The sequence below is a fragment of the Pyxidicoccus caerfyrddinensis genome (genome assembly GCF_010894405.1).
In the GTDB taxonomy this organism is placed as follows: domain Bacteria; phylum Myxococcota; class Myxococcia; order Myxococcales; family Myxococcaceae; genus Myxococcus; species Myxococcus caerfyrddinensis.
In genome coordinates, this window is sequence record NZ_JAAIYA010000011.1 from 13,011 (window position 1) to 26,904 (window position 13,894).

Genomic DNA, 13,894 nt, shown 5'->3' on the forward strand with positions numbered 1-13,894 from the left:
CCCGTGGCGGTCCTCCGGCCGATGAACTAGCCTCGCCCCCAACCATGGCAGTCCTCCGCCCCCCTCTCATGCGCCTGCTGCTCGGTGCCGCGCTGGTGCTCACGGCGCCCACCGTCCTGGCGCAGGCTCCTTCCGCGCCCGTGCCGCCCGGTGGCGACGCGCCCGCCGCGAAGGCCACGCCCGCAGCGGTGGCGCCCGTTGCCCAACCGGCGCCCGCCGCGTCCGCTCCGACGGAGCCCGCGAAGGCCGCGCCCGCTCCCGCCGACACGTGGGAGGACCCCACGGTCGACGCGTCCATCGACGCGACGACGGGAGCAGGGGAGGAGCCGGAGAGCCTGGGCTGGACGCTCGTCCGGACGCTGCTGGTGCTGGGCGCGGTGGTGGCGTCCATCTACCTCACGCTGAACGTGGGCCTGCGCCGGTTGATGGGGTTGCAGGCGATGGCCGCGGGCCGTCAGCCGCTGGTCTCCGTGGTGGAGCGGCTGCCGTTGGACCAGCGCCGCAGCCTCTTCGTGGTGAAGGCCGCGGACGAATATCTCCTGGTGGGCGGCGGCGAGGCCGGTCTGCAGTTGCTGTCGAAGCTGGATTCGGAAGCGGTGGAGCGCATCCGTGCGCAGCGCCCGCAGACGAACGTGGTCCCCCTGAGCCCCTTCCTCCAGAAGCTCCTCTCCCGCCGCTCCGGCGGTTCGCCCTCCCAGCCCCCCGGCGCCTGAAGACCTTCCCGTGCACACCCCGCTCTCCGCCCGCCCCCTCCTTCCGCGCATCCCGCCCTGGCTGTTCGCGGCCGCGGTCTCGCTCAATCCCCTCATCGCGCTCGCCGTGCCGAAGAAGGGCGGAGCCGCCCTTCCCGACGCCGTGGCCAACGAGGCGGTGAACAGCGACTCGTTCACCTCGCGCCCGCTCATCCTCATCCTCGCGCTCGCCGCCATGGGCCTCGTGCCCTTCGCGCTGATGATGGTGACGAGCTTCGTGAAGATTTCCGTGGTGCTCTCCATCGTCCGCTCGGCGCTGGGCACCCAGCAGATTCCGCCCACCCAGGTGATTACGGGCCTGGCGGTCATCCTCACCGTCTACATCATGGCCCCCGTGGGTCAGGAGATGTACCGGGCGGCGGGCGTGGACATCTGGTCCAAGGGGCCCGGCGTGTTCTCCTCGGAGACGGTGGGCACGATGCTCGGCGCGGCCGGCAAGTCCAAGGAGCCGCTGCGCGCGTGGCTGATGAAGAAGGTCACCAACAAGGACCGCTCGCTCTTCTTCAACCTCGCCAAGAAGATGCGCAAGGGCGAGGACCGCGACGCCATCCAGAGTGATGACTTCATGGTCATCATCCCGGCGTTCGTGGTGTCCGAATTGAAGGAGGCCTTCCAAATAGGCTTCCTCCTCTTCGTCCCATTCATCGTCATCGACATGGTGGTGGCCAACATCCTGCTGGCGCTCGGCATGCACATGCTGTCGCCGACCACCATCTCCATGCCGTTCAAGCTGCTCCTCTTTGTGCTCGTGGACGGCTGGTACCTCATCGCCAAGGGCCTGGTCGTCGGCTACCTGTAGGAAGGCACCCCCCATGAATCAGCTCACGTTCATTACCCAGGAGGCCCTCTTCCTGGTGCTCGTCGTGTCGGCGCCGCCGGTCCTCACGAGCCTCCTGGTGGGTTTCCTCATCTCCGTGTTCCAGGCCACCACGCAGATCCAGGAGCAGACGCTCACCTTCGCGCCCAAGGTCGTCATCGTCTTCGGCGTGCTGGCCATGACAGGGCCGTGGATTGGCAGCCAGCTGTTGCGCTTCACCTTCCACGTCTTCGACAGGTTCCCCGCGCTGATTCGATGAACGCCGCGGACCTCGTCACGGATCTGGCCGCGAAGGCCAACCTCTCCGCCGTCATCTTCACGGTGGCGCTGCTGATGTGCCGGGTGATGCCCGTGCTCATCTTCAGCCCGTTCCTCGGCGGCGAAGTCGTGCCCAACGAGCTGAAGATGGGCGTCGGCCTGACGCTGTCCATCGTGCTGTTCCCGGTCATCGAAGGCTCTGTGAAGACGATTCCGCTCAGCGCGCTGCCGTACATCGCGCTGATGGCCAAGGAGGTCTTCATCGGCTTCTCGCTGGCCTTCATCGTCAACACCGTCTTCGAGGCGGCGCGCGTGGCCGGCACGCTGGTGGACACCATGGCGGGCAGCAACAACGCCCAGCTCTTCGTGCCGCAGTTGGGGCAACAGGTGTCCCTCTTCTCCAACCTCAAGGTGCAGCTCGCGGTGGTGCTGTTCCTCACGCTGGACGGGCACCACCTCGTCATCCAGGCCCTGGCCGACAGCCTCGTCTTCGTCCCGCTGGACGCCTTCCCCCGCTTCAGCCATGGGCCGTGGCCCTACTTCGACCTGCTCATCCGCGTCTTCGCGGACCTGTTGCGCGTGAGCCTGGCGCTGGCCGCGCCCGCCATGCTGGCCACCTTGCTCACGGACGTGGCGCTGGGCGCCATCAACCGCGTGGCCCCCCAGATTCAGGTGTTCTTCATCTCCATGGCCATCAAGCCGCTGGTGAGCGTGCTCATGGCCTTCCTCGTCCTCAGCGCGCTGCTGACGCGCATGCAGGACGAGATGAAGGGGATGCTGGTGATGCTCAAAAACGTCCTGTGGCTGCTGACCTGACCCTCCTTCCCCCCGGACGCATGCCATGTCGGACGAGAGCGGAGAAAAAACAGAAGAGCCATCCCAGAAGAAGCTGGATGACTCTCGCAAGAAGGGCCAGATCTGGAAGAGCAAGGACCTGAGCGGCATGGGCGTGCTGCTGGTGGGCCTGGGCGCCGTGAAGGGCACCTGGGACTCGCTGGAGCACGAAATCTCCACGCTGTTCCAGTTCACCTTCGACCACGTGGCGCATCCGCAGAACCTGGACGTCGTCACCGGGCAGGCGCTCTACATCGCCCTGAAGACCATGCTGCTGGTGTCGCTGCCGGTGCTGGCCGGCGGCGCGCTGATGGGCGGCCTCCTGGAGTACGTCCAGGTCGGCTCGCTCTTCACGATGGACCCGCTGATTCCCAAGCTGGACAAGCTCAACCCGCTGTCCGGCTTGAAGAACATGTTCTCCAAGAAGGCCATCGTCGAGCTGCTCAAGAACCTCATCAAGATCTCCGTCACCGCCTACGTCGTCTACGGCGTGGTGCGCGACGCGATGCCCCTGGTCGCGGAGTCGGTGCGCCAGGACACGCGCGGCATCATGATCATCATGGGGGAGTTGGTGACGCGCGTGGCCTCCCGCGTCGCGCTCCTCTTCGTCCTCTTCGCCATCTTCGACGTGTGGTGGCAGCGCAAGTCCTTCATGAAGGACATGATGATGACGAAGGAGGACGTCAAGAAGGAGTACAAGGAGAGCGAGGGCGACCCCCACCACAAGGCCAAGCGCAAGGAGCTCCACCACGAAATCATGGAGGGTGCGCAGATGGAGGCCGTGCGCGAGGCGGACGTCATCGTCACCAACCCGGACCATGTGGCCGTGGCGCTGAAGTACGACCGCGAGAAGGACGGCGCGCCTCGCGTGCTCGCCCGAGGCATCGACCACAAGGCCGAGCGCATCAAGGCCATTGCCCGCGAGACGGACGTGCCCACCCTGCGCAACGTGCCCCTGGCCCATGCGCTGCTGCGCGTGGAGGTGGGCAACGAGATTCCCGAGGAGCTCTTCGATGCCGTCGCCGAGGTCCTCAACTTCGTCTACGGGCTGAAGACGGGCTCGACGGCGCCGGCGACTCCGGCGGCCCGCGCCTGAAGGGGCGGGGAGCGGCTATCATGCGTGGACAGCGGAGCGGCCCATGAGTGACGACGAGGCGGAGATCGCCATCGCGCTGAAGTACGACAAGGAGAAGGACGGCGCGCCCCGCGTGGTGGCCAAGGGCATGCGGCTCAAGGCGGAGAAGATTCGCGCCATCGCCAGGGAGCACGGCATCCCCTTCATGCGGAACGTCAACCTGGCCAACGCGCTCTACCGCGTCGAGGTGGGCCAGGAGGTTCCAGAGGAGCTGTACGACGCGGTCGCCGAGGTCCTCAATTTCATCTACGAATTGCAGCGCGAGCAGGCAGCCGCCAACAGTAAGCGCTAGGGGGGCTGGACGGCCCCCACCCACCTGGAGTGAGGTTCGGTATCACGATGGCCAGAATCAATAACCAGCCCCCCAAGACTCCCGTATGGCCCTGGGGGGGACCCCGAAGCGTCCGTGAGCGGCTCGTCGACCCGTCCCAGGTCGACCGCAAGAAGCTCCGCAAGACGGGCAACCCCAAGAACCCGGCGCTCGCCTCGGCGGCGCTGCTGGACTTCATCGGTCCGGCGCACTCGTCGGAGGAGCTGCGCCTGCCGCTGCCCCCGCACCCCGGCGGGCACGACGCGGACCTCGAGGGCTTCAGCGACAGGCCCCACCTGGCCAGCGTCGCCGGTCGCGGGGACGAGGATCAGCGCCGCATGCTCGAGCGCGGCCTGTCCAAGGTGAATGCCCCTCCGGAGCGGCTGGAGCGCCTCAAGGCGCTGCTCTCGCGCGAGTCCGCCATGTTGACGCTGGTCGACCAGGTCAACGAGGAGACGAAGGAAATCATCCGCCAGATGTGGGCGGCGCAGAAGGACGAGGGCATCTAGCGCCATGGCCGTGTTGGACCCGGAGGACCCTCAGGACGAGGCGAAGCTCACGGCCACGCTGCAGCGCTGGGCGGAAGGCAAGGCCACGCTGAAGGACGTGCGCGGCTACTCGGACGACGAGCTGTACGCGATTGCGAAGACGGCCTACTTCTTCTTCTACCAGGGCCGCATCAGCGAGGCGCGCACCCTCTTCCAGGGGCTGTACGCGGTGAACCCCACGGACGGGTACTTCGCCAAGGCGCTGGGCGTGGTGGAGATGGCCGCCGGAAACGGGCAGGGCGCGCTCGCCGCCTTCGACGTGGCCGCCAAGCTGTCTCCGCAGGACCCCTCCGTCTACGTCGGCCGCGCCGAGGTGAAGCTCGCGCTCGGCCAGAAGCCGCAGGCGGTGGAGGACCTGCGCCGGGCCGCGGCCATGACGCCCGAGGATGACCCCGTCGTCCGCAAGGCCGGGGCCATGCTCACGGCGCTCGGTCGCAGGTGACGGGTGGGTCAACCGTCACTTCCGGAATGAAACGAAAAACCGGGAGTCTGCTAGGCTGCCCGCAGTTCCACTTTCGTCGTCATGGAGGTTGTTGACATGTCGAATCCCAACCCTGATCCGCGCGTTCCCGCAGAGATGCCGCCGGAAGCTCCGGCCGACCTGGTCGCCAAGCGCGAGCGCATCATCCCCGAGCTGGAGAAGCACGCGAAGACGGCGACCGGCACGCTCCAGCAGGTGATGCGGAAGATGGCGGCGCTGATCACCAACACCAAGCCGGGCGCGTCGCTGAGCTTCCAGCTCTACCAGGACGTGAAGGATGCGTTCTCCCGTCACCTGGGTGAGGCCGAGAAGAACCCGGCGCTCGCCAACATGCCGACGGTGCTCGTGGAGTCCGTCGAGTGGATGCAGGCGTACCTGAACGCCCGCGGCTTCGCGGCCGACGCGGCTCCCGCGGCGACCTCGGCGGCCGCTCCCGCCGGGAAGGCCCCGGCTGGCAAGGCTCCCGCGGCGGCTGGCGCGAAGGATGCATTCGAGTCGGGCGGCAAGAAGCACGCGTCGCTCACCGGCGAGGCGCCTCCGCCTCCCGCCGCGACGCCGGACGTCAAGGCCGAGCAGAAGGAGCTGGAGTCCTTCAAGGCCTGGATGAAGAACCCCAGCCTGGGCAAGCTCAAGGGTTAGTCCTGGATCGGAAGACGGGGCGCGGGAACGCAACTTCCGCGCCCCTCCGCCGATAACTCCTCTGAGACTGATTTCCCAAGGAGCTTCCCCCATGGGCAACACCATTTCGAATACGCCGCGCCCCGCCGCCGGCGGCAACACCCAGAAGACCAGCGCCGCCGAGCAGACCAACGCCTGGCAGAGCGTGCTGGACTCCGCCGTGGGCCGGATGACCGATTCCGAGGTCAAGGGCAGCCTGAAGTACCTGGGCGACGGCCGCATCGACTCCGTCAAGGAGAAGGTCAAGACGGACATGGAGGCCTTCGTCCGGGACAACCCGAACGCCTCCACCGAGGAGATCAAGAAGAAGGCGGAGGAGACCACGTCCAAGCACGAGACGAACGCCGTCTTCAACAAGATGCGGGACGACAACTTCTTCAACAAGCTGATGAGCCGCCGCAAGGAGCTGCTCAGGGACATGTGGGGCTGAGTCGGACGCCTTCGGGCATCCACCCCATTCGTTCGCTTTCCCCCGCCGCCCGGGTCCCCTCGCAAGAGGGTTGATCCGGGCGGTGGTCTTTTTGGCGCCCTGCGGCAGGGTGGGCCGGACGGCCGCTGGAGGCCGTCCGGCCCGCTGGAGCCCGTAAGGCCTGCTGGCTCCCGTAGGGCCCGCTGTAGCCCGTAAGGCCGCATGGGCGTTGGGGAAACCAGGCCCGCAAAAGCGAAGAGCCGGCATCCCGAGAGGGACACCGGCTCCAAGACAGCGACGTCAGGCAACCTGATTACTTGATGTTGCCGATGACGGACATCGCGATCTCGTTGAGCTTCTTGATGATGTTGGAGGCGAAGGCGGTGGCCTCCTGCTGCTTCTGGAGCATCAGCTGGGCCTCGGCGCGGTCACGGTCCGGACCGGTCAGACCGGACAGGGACTTCTCCTCCAGAGCGCTCAGGCCCTGGCTGTTCCCGAGGGCCTTCGTGAGGGACGCGGCGGCGGTGGTGGCGGTGGTCATGGCGTTCTCCAGAGAGTGGGAAGCGGGTGGTTTGCGGCGGCGCTGCTTACAAAAGGATTATGGGGCGGACGGGGTCGGAAGTTTCCTCGGGATTTTCCGATTCTTTATCCCCCCCTGGCAAGGGGGGCTTCCAGCCCTCTTTCCAGCCCTCTAAGGATGCGGGCTAGATCGGCCTTCTTTGGAAAGGTCGCTTGATAGGCGAAACTCCGGGACGCGAACTTCGAAAATAAATGTGTAGCCGCACAGCTCACCCATTTATTTCCAATCAATTCTGGGGGTACCAAGTCATGTCGAACACCATCGGTGGCAATGTTGGCAACCGTCAGCTGAACCCCGCGCAGATGATGTCCTTTGGCAGCGTCAACAAGACGGCGCTCGCCCAGAACGCGAAGCTCATCGAGTCGACGCTGAACCTGGTGGAGAAGGCCGTCAACCTGGCCACCAAGTTCGTGGATCAGATGTCCAAGGCCTCTGACTCCCAGGGCATCGCGGCGGGCCCGGGTGGGTGCTTCCCCTCCGAGAAGCCGAACCCCCTGGACTCGGTTCGCGAGCAGAACTCCCTCAAGGTGGACGACAACGGGAAGATCACCACCCCGGGCGGCTACCAGATCGAGCAGCTGGGCCAGTTCGAGTGGAAGGTGACCGGTCCGGACGGCAAGAACACCCGCGTCTGGGGTGACCCGCACGTCGCGGAGGGCGATGGCGGCACGTTCGACTTCAAGCGTGACTCGGCGTTCGTCCTCGGCGACGGCACCCGCATCAACGTCACCACCAAGCCCTACGGCAACGGCATGACGGTGACGGGCCAGCTGGACATCGTCTCCGGCGACAGCCACGTGCGCGTGACGGACATCGACAAGGGCAAGGGCAAGGTCGGCAAGCCGACGCAGGACGGCCTGGACGAGGTGGTCCGCTTCCACTCCAACCCCAAGGCGGACGTGTTCCGCATGGGCAATGAGACGGACGACTGGACGTTCGACGGCAAGGAGATCATCGGCTCCGAGCAGGGCGGTGACGTCATCAAGACGGCGAAGGACCCGTTCACCTTCAAGCCGGGCCAGAACACCGCCACCCAGAACCACACCACCCCGACGACGACGAAGAAGCAGCCGGCGTGGGCGGACCTGTCCAAGCTGAGCGACACCTTCAACGCCATCAGCAAGCTGTTCGACCAGCTGAAGAACACCCGCTCGAACGGCTTCAACCCGTTCCGCAAGACGGACGACATGTTCGGCAAGTACGACCGGGGCCAGCACCGCAGCGCGATGACCCAGTCCTTCAAGGCGATGGGCGACATGTTCCGCGCCCTGGAGCAGGTCTCCAAGCTGAATGATATGGTGCGCTTCCGCGGCACCCAGATGTTCTAAGCGCTGGAACCATCCCACCGGGCCAGGTGCGGGAGTGCCTGGCCCTTCTCGAGGTCGTCGTGAGCGACACGCCCCCTGCTGGAGATAGCAACAAGTCCGCCGTCCCGGAGCCCCTCGCCGAGGCGGTCATCCGGGGTGAGGTCACCCTCGGTCAGTTCCTCGGTGTCTCCAAGGAGGACATGTACCGCTGGGCGAACACCGCGCATCAGCTCCTGCAGGCGGGAAGCACGCAGCAGGCGTTGACCATCTTCCAGGGACTGGTGGCGGCGTCGCCCACGGACGCCGTCTTCCACGCCCAGCTCGCGGCGACGTTCATGACGCTCGAGCGGTTCGATGAGGCCTTCGACGAGTTCAACCTGGCCCTCCAGTTCAACAACGGCCATGTGGATGCGCTCGCCGGACGGGGAGAAATCCACCTGCGCCGCGGTCAGGTGCCTGAGGCGCTCGCCGACCTCAGCGCCGCCATCCAGAAGGACCCGTCGCTCACGCGGCGTGCGACGCAGCGCGCTCACGGGACGCTGCTCGCGCTGAAGCAGCAGGCGGAGCAGGCGAAGAAGTCCAAGTAGCGGGCACCCACGGGTGTCCCCTCCAGGCCCGGGCGGCGCGAGGTTCGCGCTGCGCCGGGCCTTGGCTTTTGCGGGGCATTGCTCCGCGACCTGCGGGGGCACCGCACGCGAGCGGGTCCGTGCCTCGGCGGAGAGTCAGCTCGGAGCGTGCTCGGAAGCCCGTGCTTCGGGAGCGCGCCAGCTGGGGCAGGTGCTCGGAAGCCCGTGCTTCGGGAGCGCGCCAGCCGGGGCAGGTGCTCGGGCCCGTGCAGCGCCAGGCAGCGCACAGCGGGCCGGCGGCCCGGAGACGACGCCAGGGCCGCGAGGCCCTTGGGGAAACCAGGCCCGCAAAAGCGAAGAGCCGGCATCCCGAGAGGGACACCGGCTCCAAGACAGCGACGTCAGGCAACCTGATTACTTGATGTTGCCGATGACGGACATCGCGATCTCGTTGAGCTTCTTGATGATGTTGGAGGCGAAGGCGGTGGCCTCCTGCTGCTTCTGGAGCATCAGCTGGGCCTCGGCGCGGTCACGGTCCGGACCGGTCAGACCGGACAGGGACTTCTCCTCCAGAGCGCTCAGGCCCTGGCTGTTCCCGAGGGCCTTCGTGAGGGACGCGGCGGCGGTGGTGGCGGTGGTCATGGCGTTCTCCAGAGAGAGTAGGAAGCGGGTGGTTTGCGGCGGCGCTGCTTACAAAAGGATTATGGGGCGGAGGGGGTCGGAAGTTTCCTCGGGATTTTCTGATCCATTTTTTCTGCCCGTCCCGGGAGCACTCGTGATTCTCCCGAGTCCAGCGCCAGCTGGAGGAGGGCGGGCAGGCCTCCCGGAGGCAACACCGCTGAAGCGGGAGCTACGAGCACTGCCGGAAAGCCCAGGCCCGCAAAAGCGAAGAGCCGGCATCCCGTGAGGGAGGCCGGCTCTCGAGACAGCGACTTCGGGCAACCTGATTACTTGATGTTGCCGATGACGGACATCGCGATCTCGTTGAGCTTCTTGATGATGTTGGAGGCGAACGCGGTGGCCTCCTGCTGCTTCTGGAGCATCAGCTGGGCCTCGGCGCGGTCACGGTCCGGACCGGTCAGACCGGACAGGGACTTCTCCTCCAGAGCGCTCAGGCCCTGGCTGTTCCCGAGGGCCTTCGTGAGGGACGCGGCGGCGGTGGTGGCGGTGGTCATGGCGTTCTCCAGAGAGAGTAGGAAGCGGGTGGTTTGCGGCGGCGCTGCTTACAAAAGGATTATGGGGCGGAGGGGGTCGGAAGTTTCCTCGGGATTTTCTGATCCATTTTTTCGCCCGTCCCGGGAGCACTCGTGATTCTCCCGAGTGCACCGCGTTGTTGGATGACCCGATAACAGTCTAAGCTCCCGGCGCCCGGTACCGACTGCCCTTGCCGGTACCCGGGGCCGTCCTCCCGCCCTCATGAGGGATGTGTGCAGATGACGACCGAATCAAAGGCAACGGTGTCCAAGAACGAGGCGAAGCCCCTCTCCGGCCCGGAGATGCTCGAGCAGGCCACCGAAGGCTTCAACCTCTTCCAGGACGGCCGCTTCAGCGAGTCGCTGGCCATCTTCGAGGCCCTGGCCGCCAGGGACCCCACGGAGCCCTACTTCCAGACGGCGCTCGGGGCCTGCCACCTGGCCCTCGAGGACCTGGACGTGGCCGAGTCCTACTTCAACCGCGCCATCGAGCTGGACCCGACGGACCTCACCCCGTTCGTCAACCGGGGCGAGGTGTACCTGCGCCTGGGCAAGGTGATGGAGGCCGCCCGCGACTTCAACCACGCCGTCAGCCTGGATCCGCAGGGGCAGGACCCCTTGAGCGCCCGGGCACGGATGCTCGCCGCGGCGGCGCTGGAGAGCGTGGAGGACGCCCAGCACGCCGGACCGGGGAGCGACAGCCCCGCGTAGTCACGCGGCCCCGGCCCGGTTCGCTACGGAATCGCGCTCAGGGGAACTTCATCTCCAGGTCGATGCGCTGCACCGTGCTGGCGATGGTCTGGAAGTCCGCCGTCAGCGAGCTGGAGTACGCGTCGCCGCCATTCAGCCGGACGACCATGGTCCGGGCCGTCTTCCCCGCCGGCGCGTAACGCGCCGTCACCGTGTAGCGCCCCAGCGCCACATCCTGCAGGCCGAAGCCGTCCCCCGAGTTGGTGCCCCGGGCCGTCAGCGGCGCCCCGGCGCTGCCATCCACCAGCGGGCCCGACGGCGTCAGCGTCAGCTCGACGTTCTCCCGCTCCAGCGGCGTGTTCGGGTCCTCGGGGTCCACGTACGCCGTCAGGTTGAAGAGCACCTTGCCGCCATACGTGCCCCCCTGGGGGCGCTCACCGGTGAGCTTCCAGGTGAAGTCGCGGACGGCGCCCTCGTTCGTGGCGAAGGAGGCGGGGTTGGAGGGGTGCAGGTCGAACTTGTACGTCTTGCCGTTGTACTGCCGCTGAATCTGGGCGCTGGCGTTCCAGGTGACGGCCGCCTTGCCCAGCTCCAGGCGGTACGTTCCATCCGAGCCCGACGTGCCCGACACGGTGGAGTTCTGGAGGACCTGGTTGTCGGCGACCACCTGTGCCCCCGCGAGCGGCTTGCCCGTGGTGTCCAGGACCTTGCCCTTCAGCACGTTGGTCTCCACCTGCTGGTTCCCGCCCCCGTCCTCCTTGCCGTCCCCGTCGCTCGAGCATGCCGAGCAGGCGATGGACGAGCCCAGCATCAGCAACAGCGAGAGACTCCAGCTCACGGAACGCTTCCTCAGTCGCATCGTGTTTCTCCTGGCGTTTCAGACTGCCTGTCCCGGCCCGGGTGTGACAGGGCACGTCAAGGGGGCATGAATCCGCGAGGCCTGACGCCGCGCAAGCAGTATCGCCCGCGAAGGTCGGCTGGCTGCTTGCTTCCGTCTGGGGGAGGGCGCCGTGGCACGGGAAAGTTCCAGGTCGGTGGGGCCCCCCCTGACAGAACAGGCCCAGGTTGGCCTAGGATGCCTGTCCGCTGATGGCCGCCTCCAATCCGAACAGCTTCCTCTCGAAGTACTCCGACATCGTCCTGGCGTTGGTGGTCGTGTGCATCGTCGGGATGATGATCGTCCCGCTGCCCACGATCCTGCTGGACGTGCTGCTGACGCTGAACATCAGCATCTCGGTGGTGTTGCTGCTGGTGTCGCTCTACGTGCCAGCGGCGCTACACCTCACGGTGTTTCCGACACTGCTGCTCATCACCACGATGTTCCGGCTGTCGCTGACCATCTCCACCACGCGACTCATCCTGTTGACGGGTGACCCGGGTGAAGTCGTCATCGCGTTCGGCAACTTCGTGGTGCAGGGCAACTTCGTCGTCGGCGCCATCCTCTTCATCATCCTCGTCATCGTGAACTTCATCGTCATCTCCAAGGGCTCGGAGCGCGTCGCGGAAGTGGCCGCGCGCTTCACCCTGGACGCGATGCCGGGCAAGCAGATGTCCATCGACGCGGACCTCCGCGCGGGCTCCATCGACCAGGACCAGGGCAAGAAGAAGCGCCGCGACTTGGAGCGTGAGAGCCAGCTCTTCGGCGCCATGGACGGCGCCATGAAGTTCGTGAAGGGCGACGCCATCGCCAGCATCATCATCACCGTCGTCAACATCGTCGGCGGCCTCATCATCGGAGTGACGCAGAAGGGGATGTCCGCGGGCGACGCGGCGCAGAAGTACACGCTGCTCACCATCGGTGACGGCCTGGTGAGCATGATTCCCGCCATCCTCATCTCCACCAGCGCCGGCATCATCGTGACGCGCGTGGGCGGCGAGGAGGAGGGGGCCCACCTCGGCATGGACATGGGCAGCCAGCTCACCGCCTACCCGAAGGCCATCGCCATCGCGGCGGGCATGCTCATCGTGCTCGGCCTCGTCCCCGGTCTGCCGAAGATTCCCTTCTTCCTCCTGGGCGCGGGCGCCGGCTTCGGCGCCTGGTCGATGCTCAAGAAGCAGAAGATGGCGGAGGTGGTGGAGGAGGCGGGCCCGGCCCTGGAGACGGACAACGGGACGCCGATGGCGACCGAGCCCGCGCCCAAGGAGCCGATGAACCCGGACTCCGAGCTCTTCATCCCCGTCGTCACGCCCATCGTCCTGGAGGTCTCCGACGCGCTGGTGCCCTACGTGGACTCGCGCCAGGACAACGGGAAGTTCCTCTTCGAGCTCATCCCCTTCATGCGCGACGGCCTCTTCGTGGAGCTGGGCGTGCGCTTCCCGGGCGTGCGCGCCCGTGGCAACGCGTCCCTGCCGCCGGGCGCGTACCAGATTCAAATCAACGAGGTGCCCGTCGTCACCGGCCAGGCCACGCTGGGGCACATCCTCGTCAACGACACGGTGGACCGCCTCAAGCTGATGAACATCCAGGGCTTCGAGGCCATCAACCCCGCCACCCGCCAGCCGGCCGCGTGGGTGCCCGAGCAGCACCGGGAGACGCTGGAGGCCGCGGGCCTCACCACCTGGGACGTGCCCGGCTACATCATCCTGCACACGGCCGCCGTGCTGCGGCGCAACGCCCGTGAGTTCGTCGGCGTGCAGGAGACGCAGACGATGCTGGAGCAGCTCGAGAAGGCCTTCCCCGCCATCGTCAAGGAGGTGGTGCCGAAGGTCGTCAACGTGCTGAAGCTGACGGACATCCTGCAGCGCCTCGTGGAGGAGGAGATCTCCGTGCGTGACTTGCGCGGCATCCTCCAGGCCCTGGCCGAGTACGGGCAGGTGGAGGCGGACAACGTCATGCTCACCGAGCACGTGCGCGCCGCCCAGCGCCGCTACATCTCGCACAAGTACGCGCGCGGCACCGGCACCCTCGTGGTGTACCTGCTGGACCCGAACATCGAGGAGGCCATCCGCGGCTCCGTGAAGCGGACCTCGGCGGGCGCGCACCTCGCGCTGGAGCCGGAGCTGGCGCAGGAAATCGTCCAGGCCGTGCGCTCGGAGTGCGGACACCTGCCGCCCAGCGCCCAGCGCCCCGTCATCCTCACCGCCATGGACATCCGCCGCTACGTGCGGAAGCTGCTGGAGTACGAGTTCAACCCCTCGTTCTCCGTCCTCAGCTACCAGGAGCTGTCGCCCGAGCTGAACATCCAGCCCGTGGCCCGCATCTCCACGCGGTAGCACCCGCGCTTGAACGGGCTCCCATGGGGGCCCGTCCCTCGCTCCCTGTCAGGATGAGCGCAGCCGCGCTGGAGCGGGCGCGTCCCTCGCGCTCCGTCAGCGCCCGCCGGGTCGGCTTCTTGG

The 13,894-nt window shown here is 66.8% G+C and carries 18 protein-coding genes; 14 read left to right on the top strand and 4 right to left on the bottom strand.

From position 1 onward, the window contains the following. The first annotated feature begins 44 nt into the window (after positions 1–44). From G4D86_RS25950 to G4D86_RS25995, 10 genes are all read left to right on the top strand, one after another. The gene (locus G4D86_RS25950) at positions 45–713 is read left to right on the top strand and encodes a FliO/MopB family protein (RefSeq protein WP_240360476.1); all 669 of its coding nucleotides are present in this window, start codon (positions 45–47) and stop codon (positions 711–713) included. Positions 714–723: 10 nt separating this feature from the next. After that, positions 724–1,551 (top strand): type III secretion system export apparatus subunit SctR, encoded by an 828-nt coding sequence (gene sctR / locus G4D86_RS25955; RefSeq protein WP_163996724.1) that lies wholly within the window; start codon positions 724–726, stop codon positions 1,549–1,551. Positions 1,552–1,564: 13 nt separating this feature from the next. Further along, complete coding sequence (gene fliQ / locus G4D86_RS25960; RefSeq protein WP_163996725.1) at positions 1,565–1,828, top strand: flagellar biosynthesis protein FliQ; 264 nt, start codon at positions 1,565–1,567, stop codon at positions 1,826–1,828. Beyond that, positions 1,825–2,643 carry a flagellar biosynthetic protein FliR gene (locus G4D86_RS25965; RefSeq protein ID WP_163996726.1) on the top strand — a complete coding sequence of 273 codons (819 nt, stop codon included), beginning with the start codon at positions 1,825–1,827 and terminating at the stop codon, positions 2,641–2,643. The genes fliQ and G4D86_RS25965 overlap by 4 nt, the downstream gene beginning before the upstream one ends. 25 nt (positions 2,644–2,668) lie before the next feature. Next, on the top strand, positions 2,669–3,757 hold the full coding sequence (gene sctU, locus G4D86_RS25970; RefSeq protein ID WP_163996727.1) for a type III secretion system export apparatus subunit SctU: 1,089 nt from the start codon (positions 2,669–2,671) through the stop codon (positions 3,755–3,757). Positions 3,758–3,800: 43 nt separating this feature from the next. After that, positions 3,801–4,088 carry an EscU/YscU/HrcU family type III secretion system export apparatus switch protein gene (locus G4D86_RS25975; protein ID WP_163996728.1) on the top strand — a complete coding sequence of 96 codons (288 nt, stop codon included), beginning with the start codon at positions 3,801–3,803 and terminating at the stop codon, positions 4,086–4,088. Positions 4,089–4,135: 47 nt separating this feature from the next. Next, positions 4,136–4,615 carry a hypothetical protein gene (locus tag G4D86_RS25980; RefSeq protein WP_163996729.1) on the top strand — a complete coding sequence of 160 codons (480 nt, stop codon included), beginning with the start codon at positions 4,136–4,138 and terminating at the stop codon, positions 4,613–4,615. Positions 4,616–4,619: 4 nt separating this feature from the next. Further along, positions 4,620–5,096: a SycD/LcrH family type III secretion system chaperone gene (locus G4D86_RS25985; RefSeq protein WP_163996730.1), complete on the top strand. Its 477-nt coding sequence runs from the start codon at positions 4,620–4,622 to the stop codon at positions 5,094–5,096. Between the two features lie 96 nt (positions 5,097–5,192). Beyond that, entirely contained in the window at positions 5,193–5,774 is a 582-nt protein-coding gene (locus G4D86_RS25990; RefSeq protein ID WP_163996731.1) for a hypothetical protein, read from the top strand. 91 nt (positions 5,775–5,865) lie between these two features. Beyond that, positions 5,866–6,243, top strand: a complete 378-nt coding sequence (locus G4D86_RS25995) for a hypothetical protein (RefSeq protein WP_163996732.1) — start codon at positions 5,866–5,868, stop codon at positions 6,241–6,243. Positions 6,244–6,535: 292 nt separating this feature from the next. Here G4D86_RS25995 and G4D86_RS26000 read toward each other — a convergent pair whose 3' ends face one another. After that, the gene (locus G4D86_RS26000; RefSeq protein ID WP_163996733.1) at positions 6,536–6,763 is read right to left on the bottom strand and encodes a hypothetical protein; all 228 of its coding nucleotides are present in this window, start codon (positions 6,761–6,763) and stop codon (positions 6,536–6,538) included. A gap of 287 nt (positions 6,764–7,050) precedes the next feature. On the opposite strand from G4D86_RS26000, the gene G4D86_RS26005 reads away from it, so the two are divergent. Both G4D86_RS26005 and G4D86_RS26010 read left to right on the top strand, forming a co-directional pair. Continuing rightward, positions 7,051–8,130: a DUF1521 domain-containing protein gene (locus tag G4D86_RS26005; protein ID WP_163996734.1), complete on the top strand. Its 1,080-nt coding sequence runs from the start codon at positions 7,051–7,053 to the stop codon at positions 8,128–8,130. Positions 8,131–8,189: 59 nt separating this feature from the next. Then, entirely contained in the window at positions 8,190–8,696 is a 507-nt protein-coding gene (locus G4D86_RS26010; protein WP_240360477.1) for a tetratricopeptide repeat protein, read from the top strand. Positions 8,697–9,089: 393 nt separating this feature from the next. Here G4D86_RS26010 and G4D86_RS26015 read toward each other — a convergent pair whose 3' ends face one another. Next, positions 9,090–9,317, bottom strand: coding sequence for a hypothetical protein (locus G4D86_RS26015; protein ID WP_163996733.1), 228 nt, complete (start codon positions 9,315–9,317; stop codon positions 9,090–9,092). A 305-nt stretch (positions 9,318–9,622) separates the two neighbouring features. Then, entirely contained in the window at positions 9,623–9,850 is a 228-nt protein-coding gene (locus tag G4D86_RS26020; protein WP_163996733.1) for a hypothetical protein, read from the bottom strand. A 258-nt stretch (positions 9,851–10,108) separates the two neighbouring features. On the opposite strand from G4D86_RS26020, the gene G4D86_RS26025 reads away from it, so the two are divergent. Next, positions 10,109–10,579 carry a tetratricopeptide repeat protein gene (locus tag G4D86_RS26025; protein ID WP_163996736.1) on the top strand — a complete coding sequence of 157 codons (471 nt, stop codon included), beginning with the start codon at positions 10,109–10,111 and terminating at the stop codon, positions 10,577–10,579. 37 nt (positions 10,580–10,616) lie between these two features. Here G4D86_RS26025 and G4D86_RS26030 read toward each other — a convergent pair whose 3' ends face one another. Next, positions 10,617–11,396, bottom strand: a complete 780-nt coding sequence (locus tag G4D86_RS26030) for a carboxypeptidase-like regulatory domain-containing protein (RefSeq protein ID WP_240360478.1) — start codon at positions 11,394–11,396, stop codon at positions 10,617–10,619. A gap of 251 nt (positions 11,397–11,647) precedes the next feature. Here G4D86_RS26030 and sctV point away from each other — a divergent pair, with 251 nt between their 5' ends. Beyond that, on the top strand, positions 11,648–13,771 hold the full coding sequence (gene sctV / locus G4D86_RS26035; RefSeq protein WP_163996738.1) for a type III secretion system export apparatus subunit SctV: 2,124 nt from the start codon (positions 11,648–11,650) through the stop codon (positions 13,769–13,771). Positions 13,772–13,894 lie beyond the last annotated feature (123 nt).

Bases quoted from the DNA above. Each gene is read 5' to 3' on its own strand.
- G4D86_RS25950 (WP_240360476.1), top strand. From the start codon at position 45: ATGGCAGTCCTCCGCCCCCCTCTCATGCGCCTGCTGCTCGGTGCCGCG.
- fliQ (WP_163996725.1), top strand. From the start codon at position 1,565: ATGAATCAGCTCACGTTCATTACCCAGGAGGCCCTCTTCCTGGTGCTC.
- G4D86_RS25965 (WP_163996726.1), top strand. From the start codon at position 1,825: ATGAACGCCGCGGACCTCGTCACGGATCTGGCCGCGAAGGCCAACCTC.
- sctU (WP_163996727.1), top strand. From the start codon at position 2,669: ATGTCGGACGAGAGCGGAGAAAAAACAGAAGAGCCATCCCAGAAGAAG.
- G4D86_RS25975 (WP_163996728.1), top strand. From the start codon at position 3,801: ATGAGTGACGACGAGGCGGAGATCGCCATCGCGCTGAAGTACGACAAG.
- G4D86_RS25980 (WP_163996729.1), top strand. From the start codon at position 4,136: ATGGCCAGAATCAATAACCAGCCCCCCAAGACTCCCGTATGGCCCTGG.
- G4D86_RS25985 (WP_163996730.1), top strand. From the start codon at position 4,620: ATGGCCGTGTTGGACCCGGAGGACCCTCAGGACGAGGCGAAGCTCACG.
- G4D86_RS25990 (WP_163996731.1), top strand. From the start codon at position 5,193: ATGTCGAATCCCAACCCTGATCCGCGCGTTCCCGCAGAGATGCCGCCG.
- G4D86_RS25995 (WP_163996732.1), top strand. From the start codon at position 5,866: ATGGGCAACACCATTTCGAATACGCCGCGCCCCGCCGCCGGCGGCAAC.
- G4D86_RS26000 (WP_163996733.1), bottom strand. From the start codon at position 6,763: ATGACCACCGCCACCACCGCCGCCGCGTCCCTCACGAAGGCCCTCGGG.
- G4D86_RS26005 (WP_163996734.1), top strand. From the start codon at position 7,051: ATGTCGAACACCATCGGTGGCAATGTTGGCAACCGTCAGCTGAACCCC.
- G4D86_RS26015 (WP_163996733.1), bottom strand. From the start codon at position 9,317: ATGACCACCGCCACCACCGCCGCCGCGTCCCTCACGAAGGCCCTCGGG.
- G4D86_RS26020 (WP_163996733.1), bottom strand. From the start codon at position 9,850: ATGACCACCGCCACCACCGCCGCCGCGTCCCTCACGAAGGCCCTCGGG.
- G4D86_RS26025 (WP_163996736.1), top strand. From the start codon at position 10,109: ATGACGACCGAATCAAAGGCAACGGTGTCCAAGAACGAGGCGAAGCCC.
- sctV (WP_163996738.1), top strand. From the start codon at position 11,648: ATGGCCGCCTCCAATCCGAACAGCTTCCTCTCGAAGTACTCCGACATC.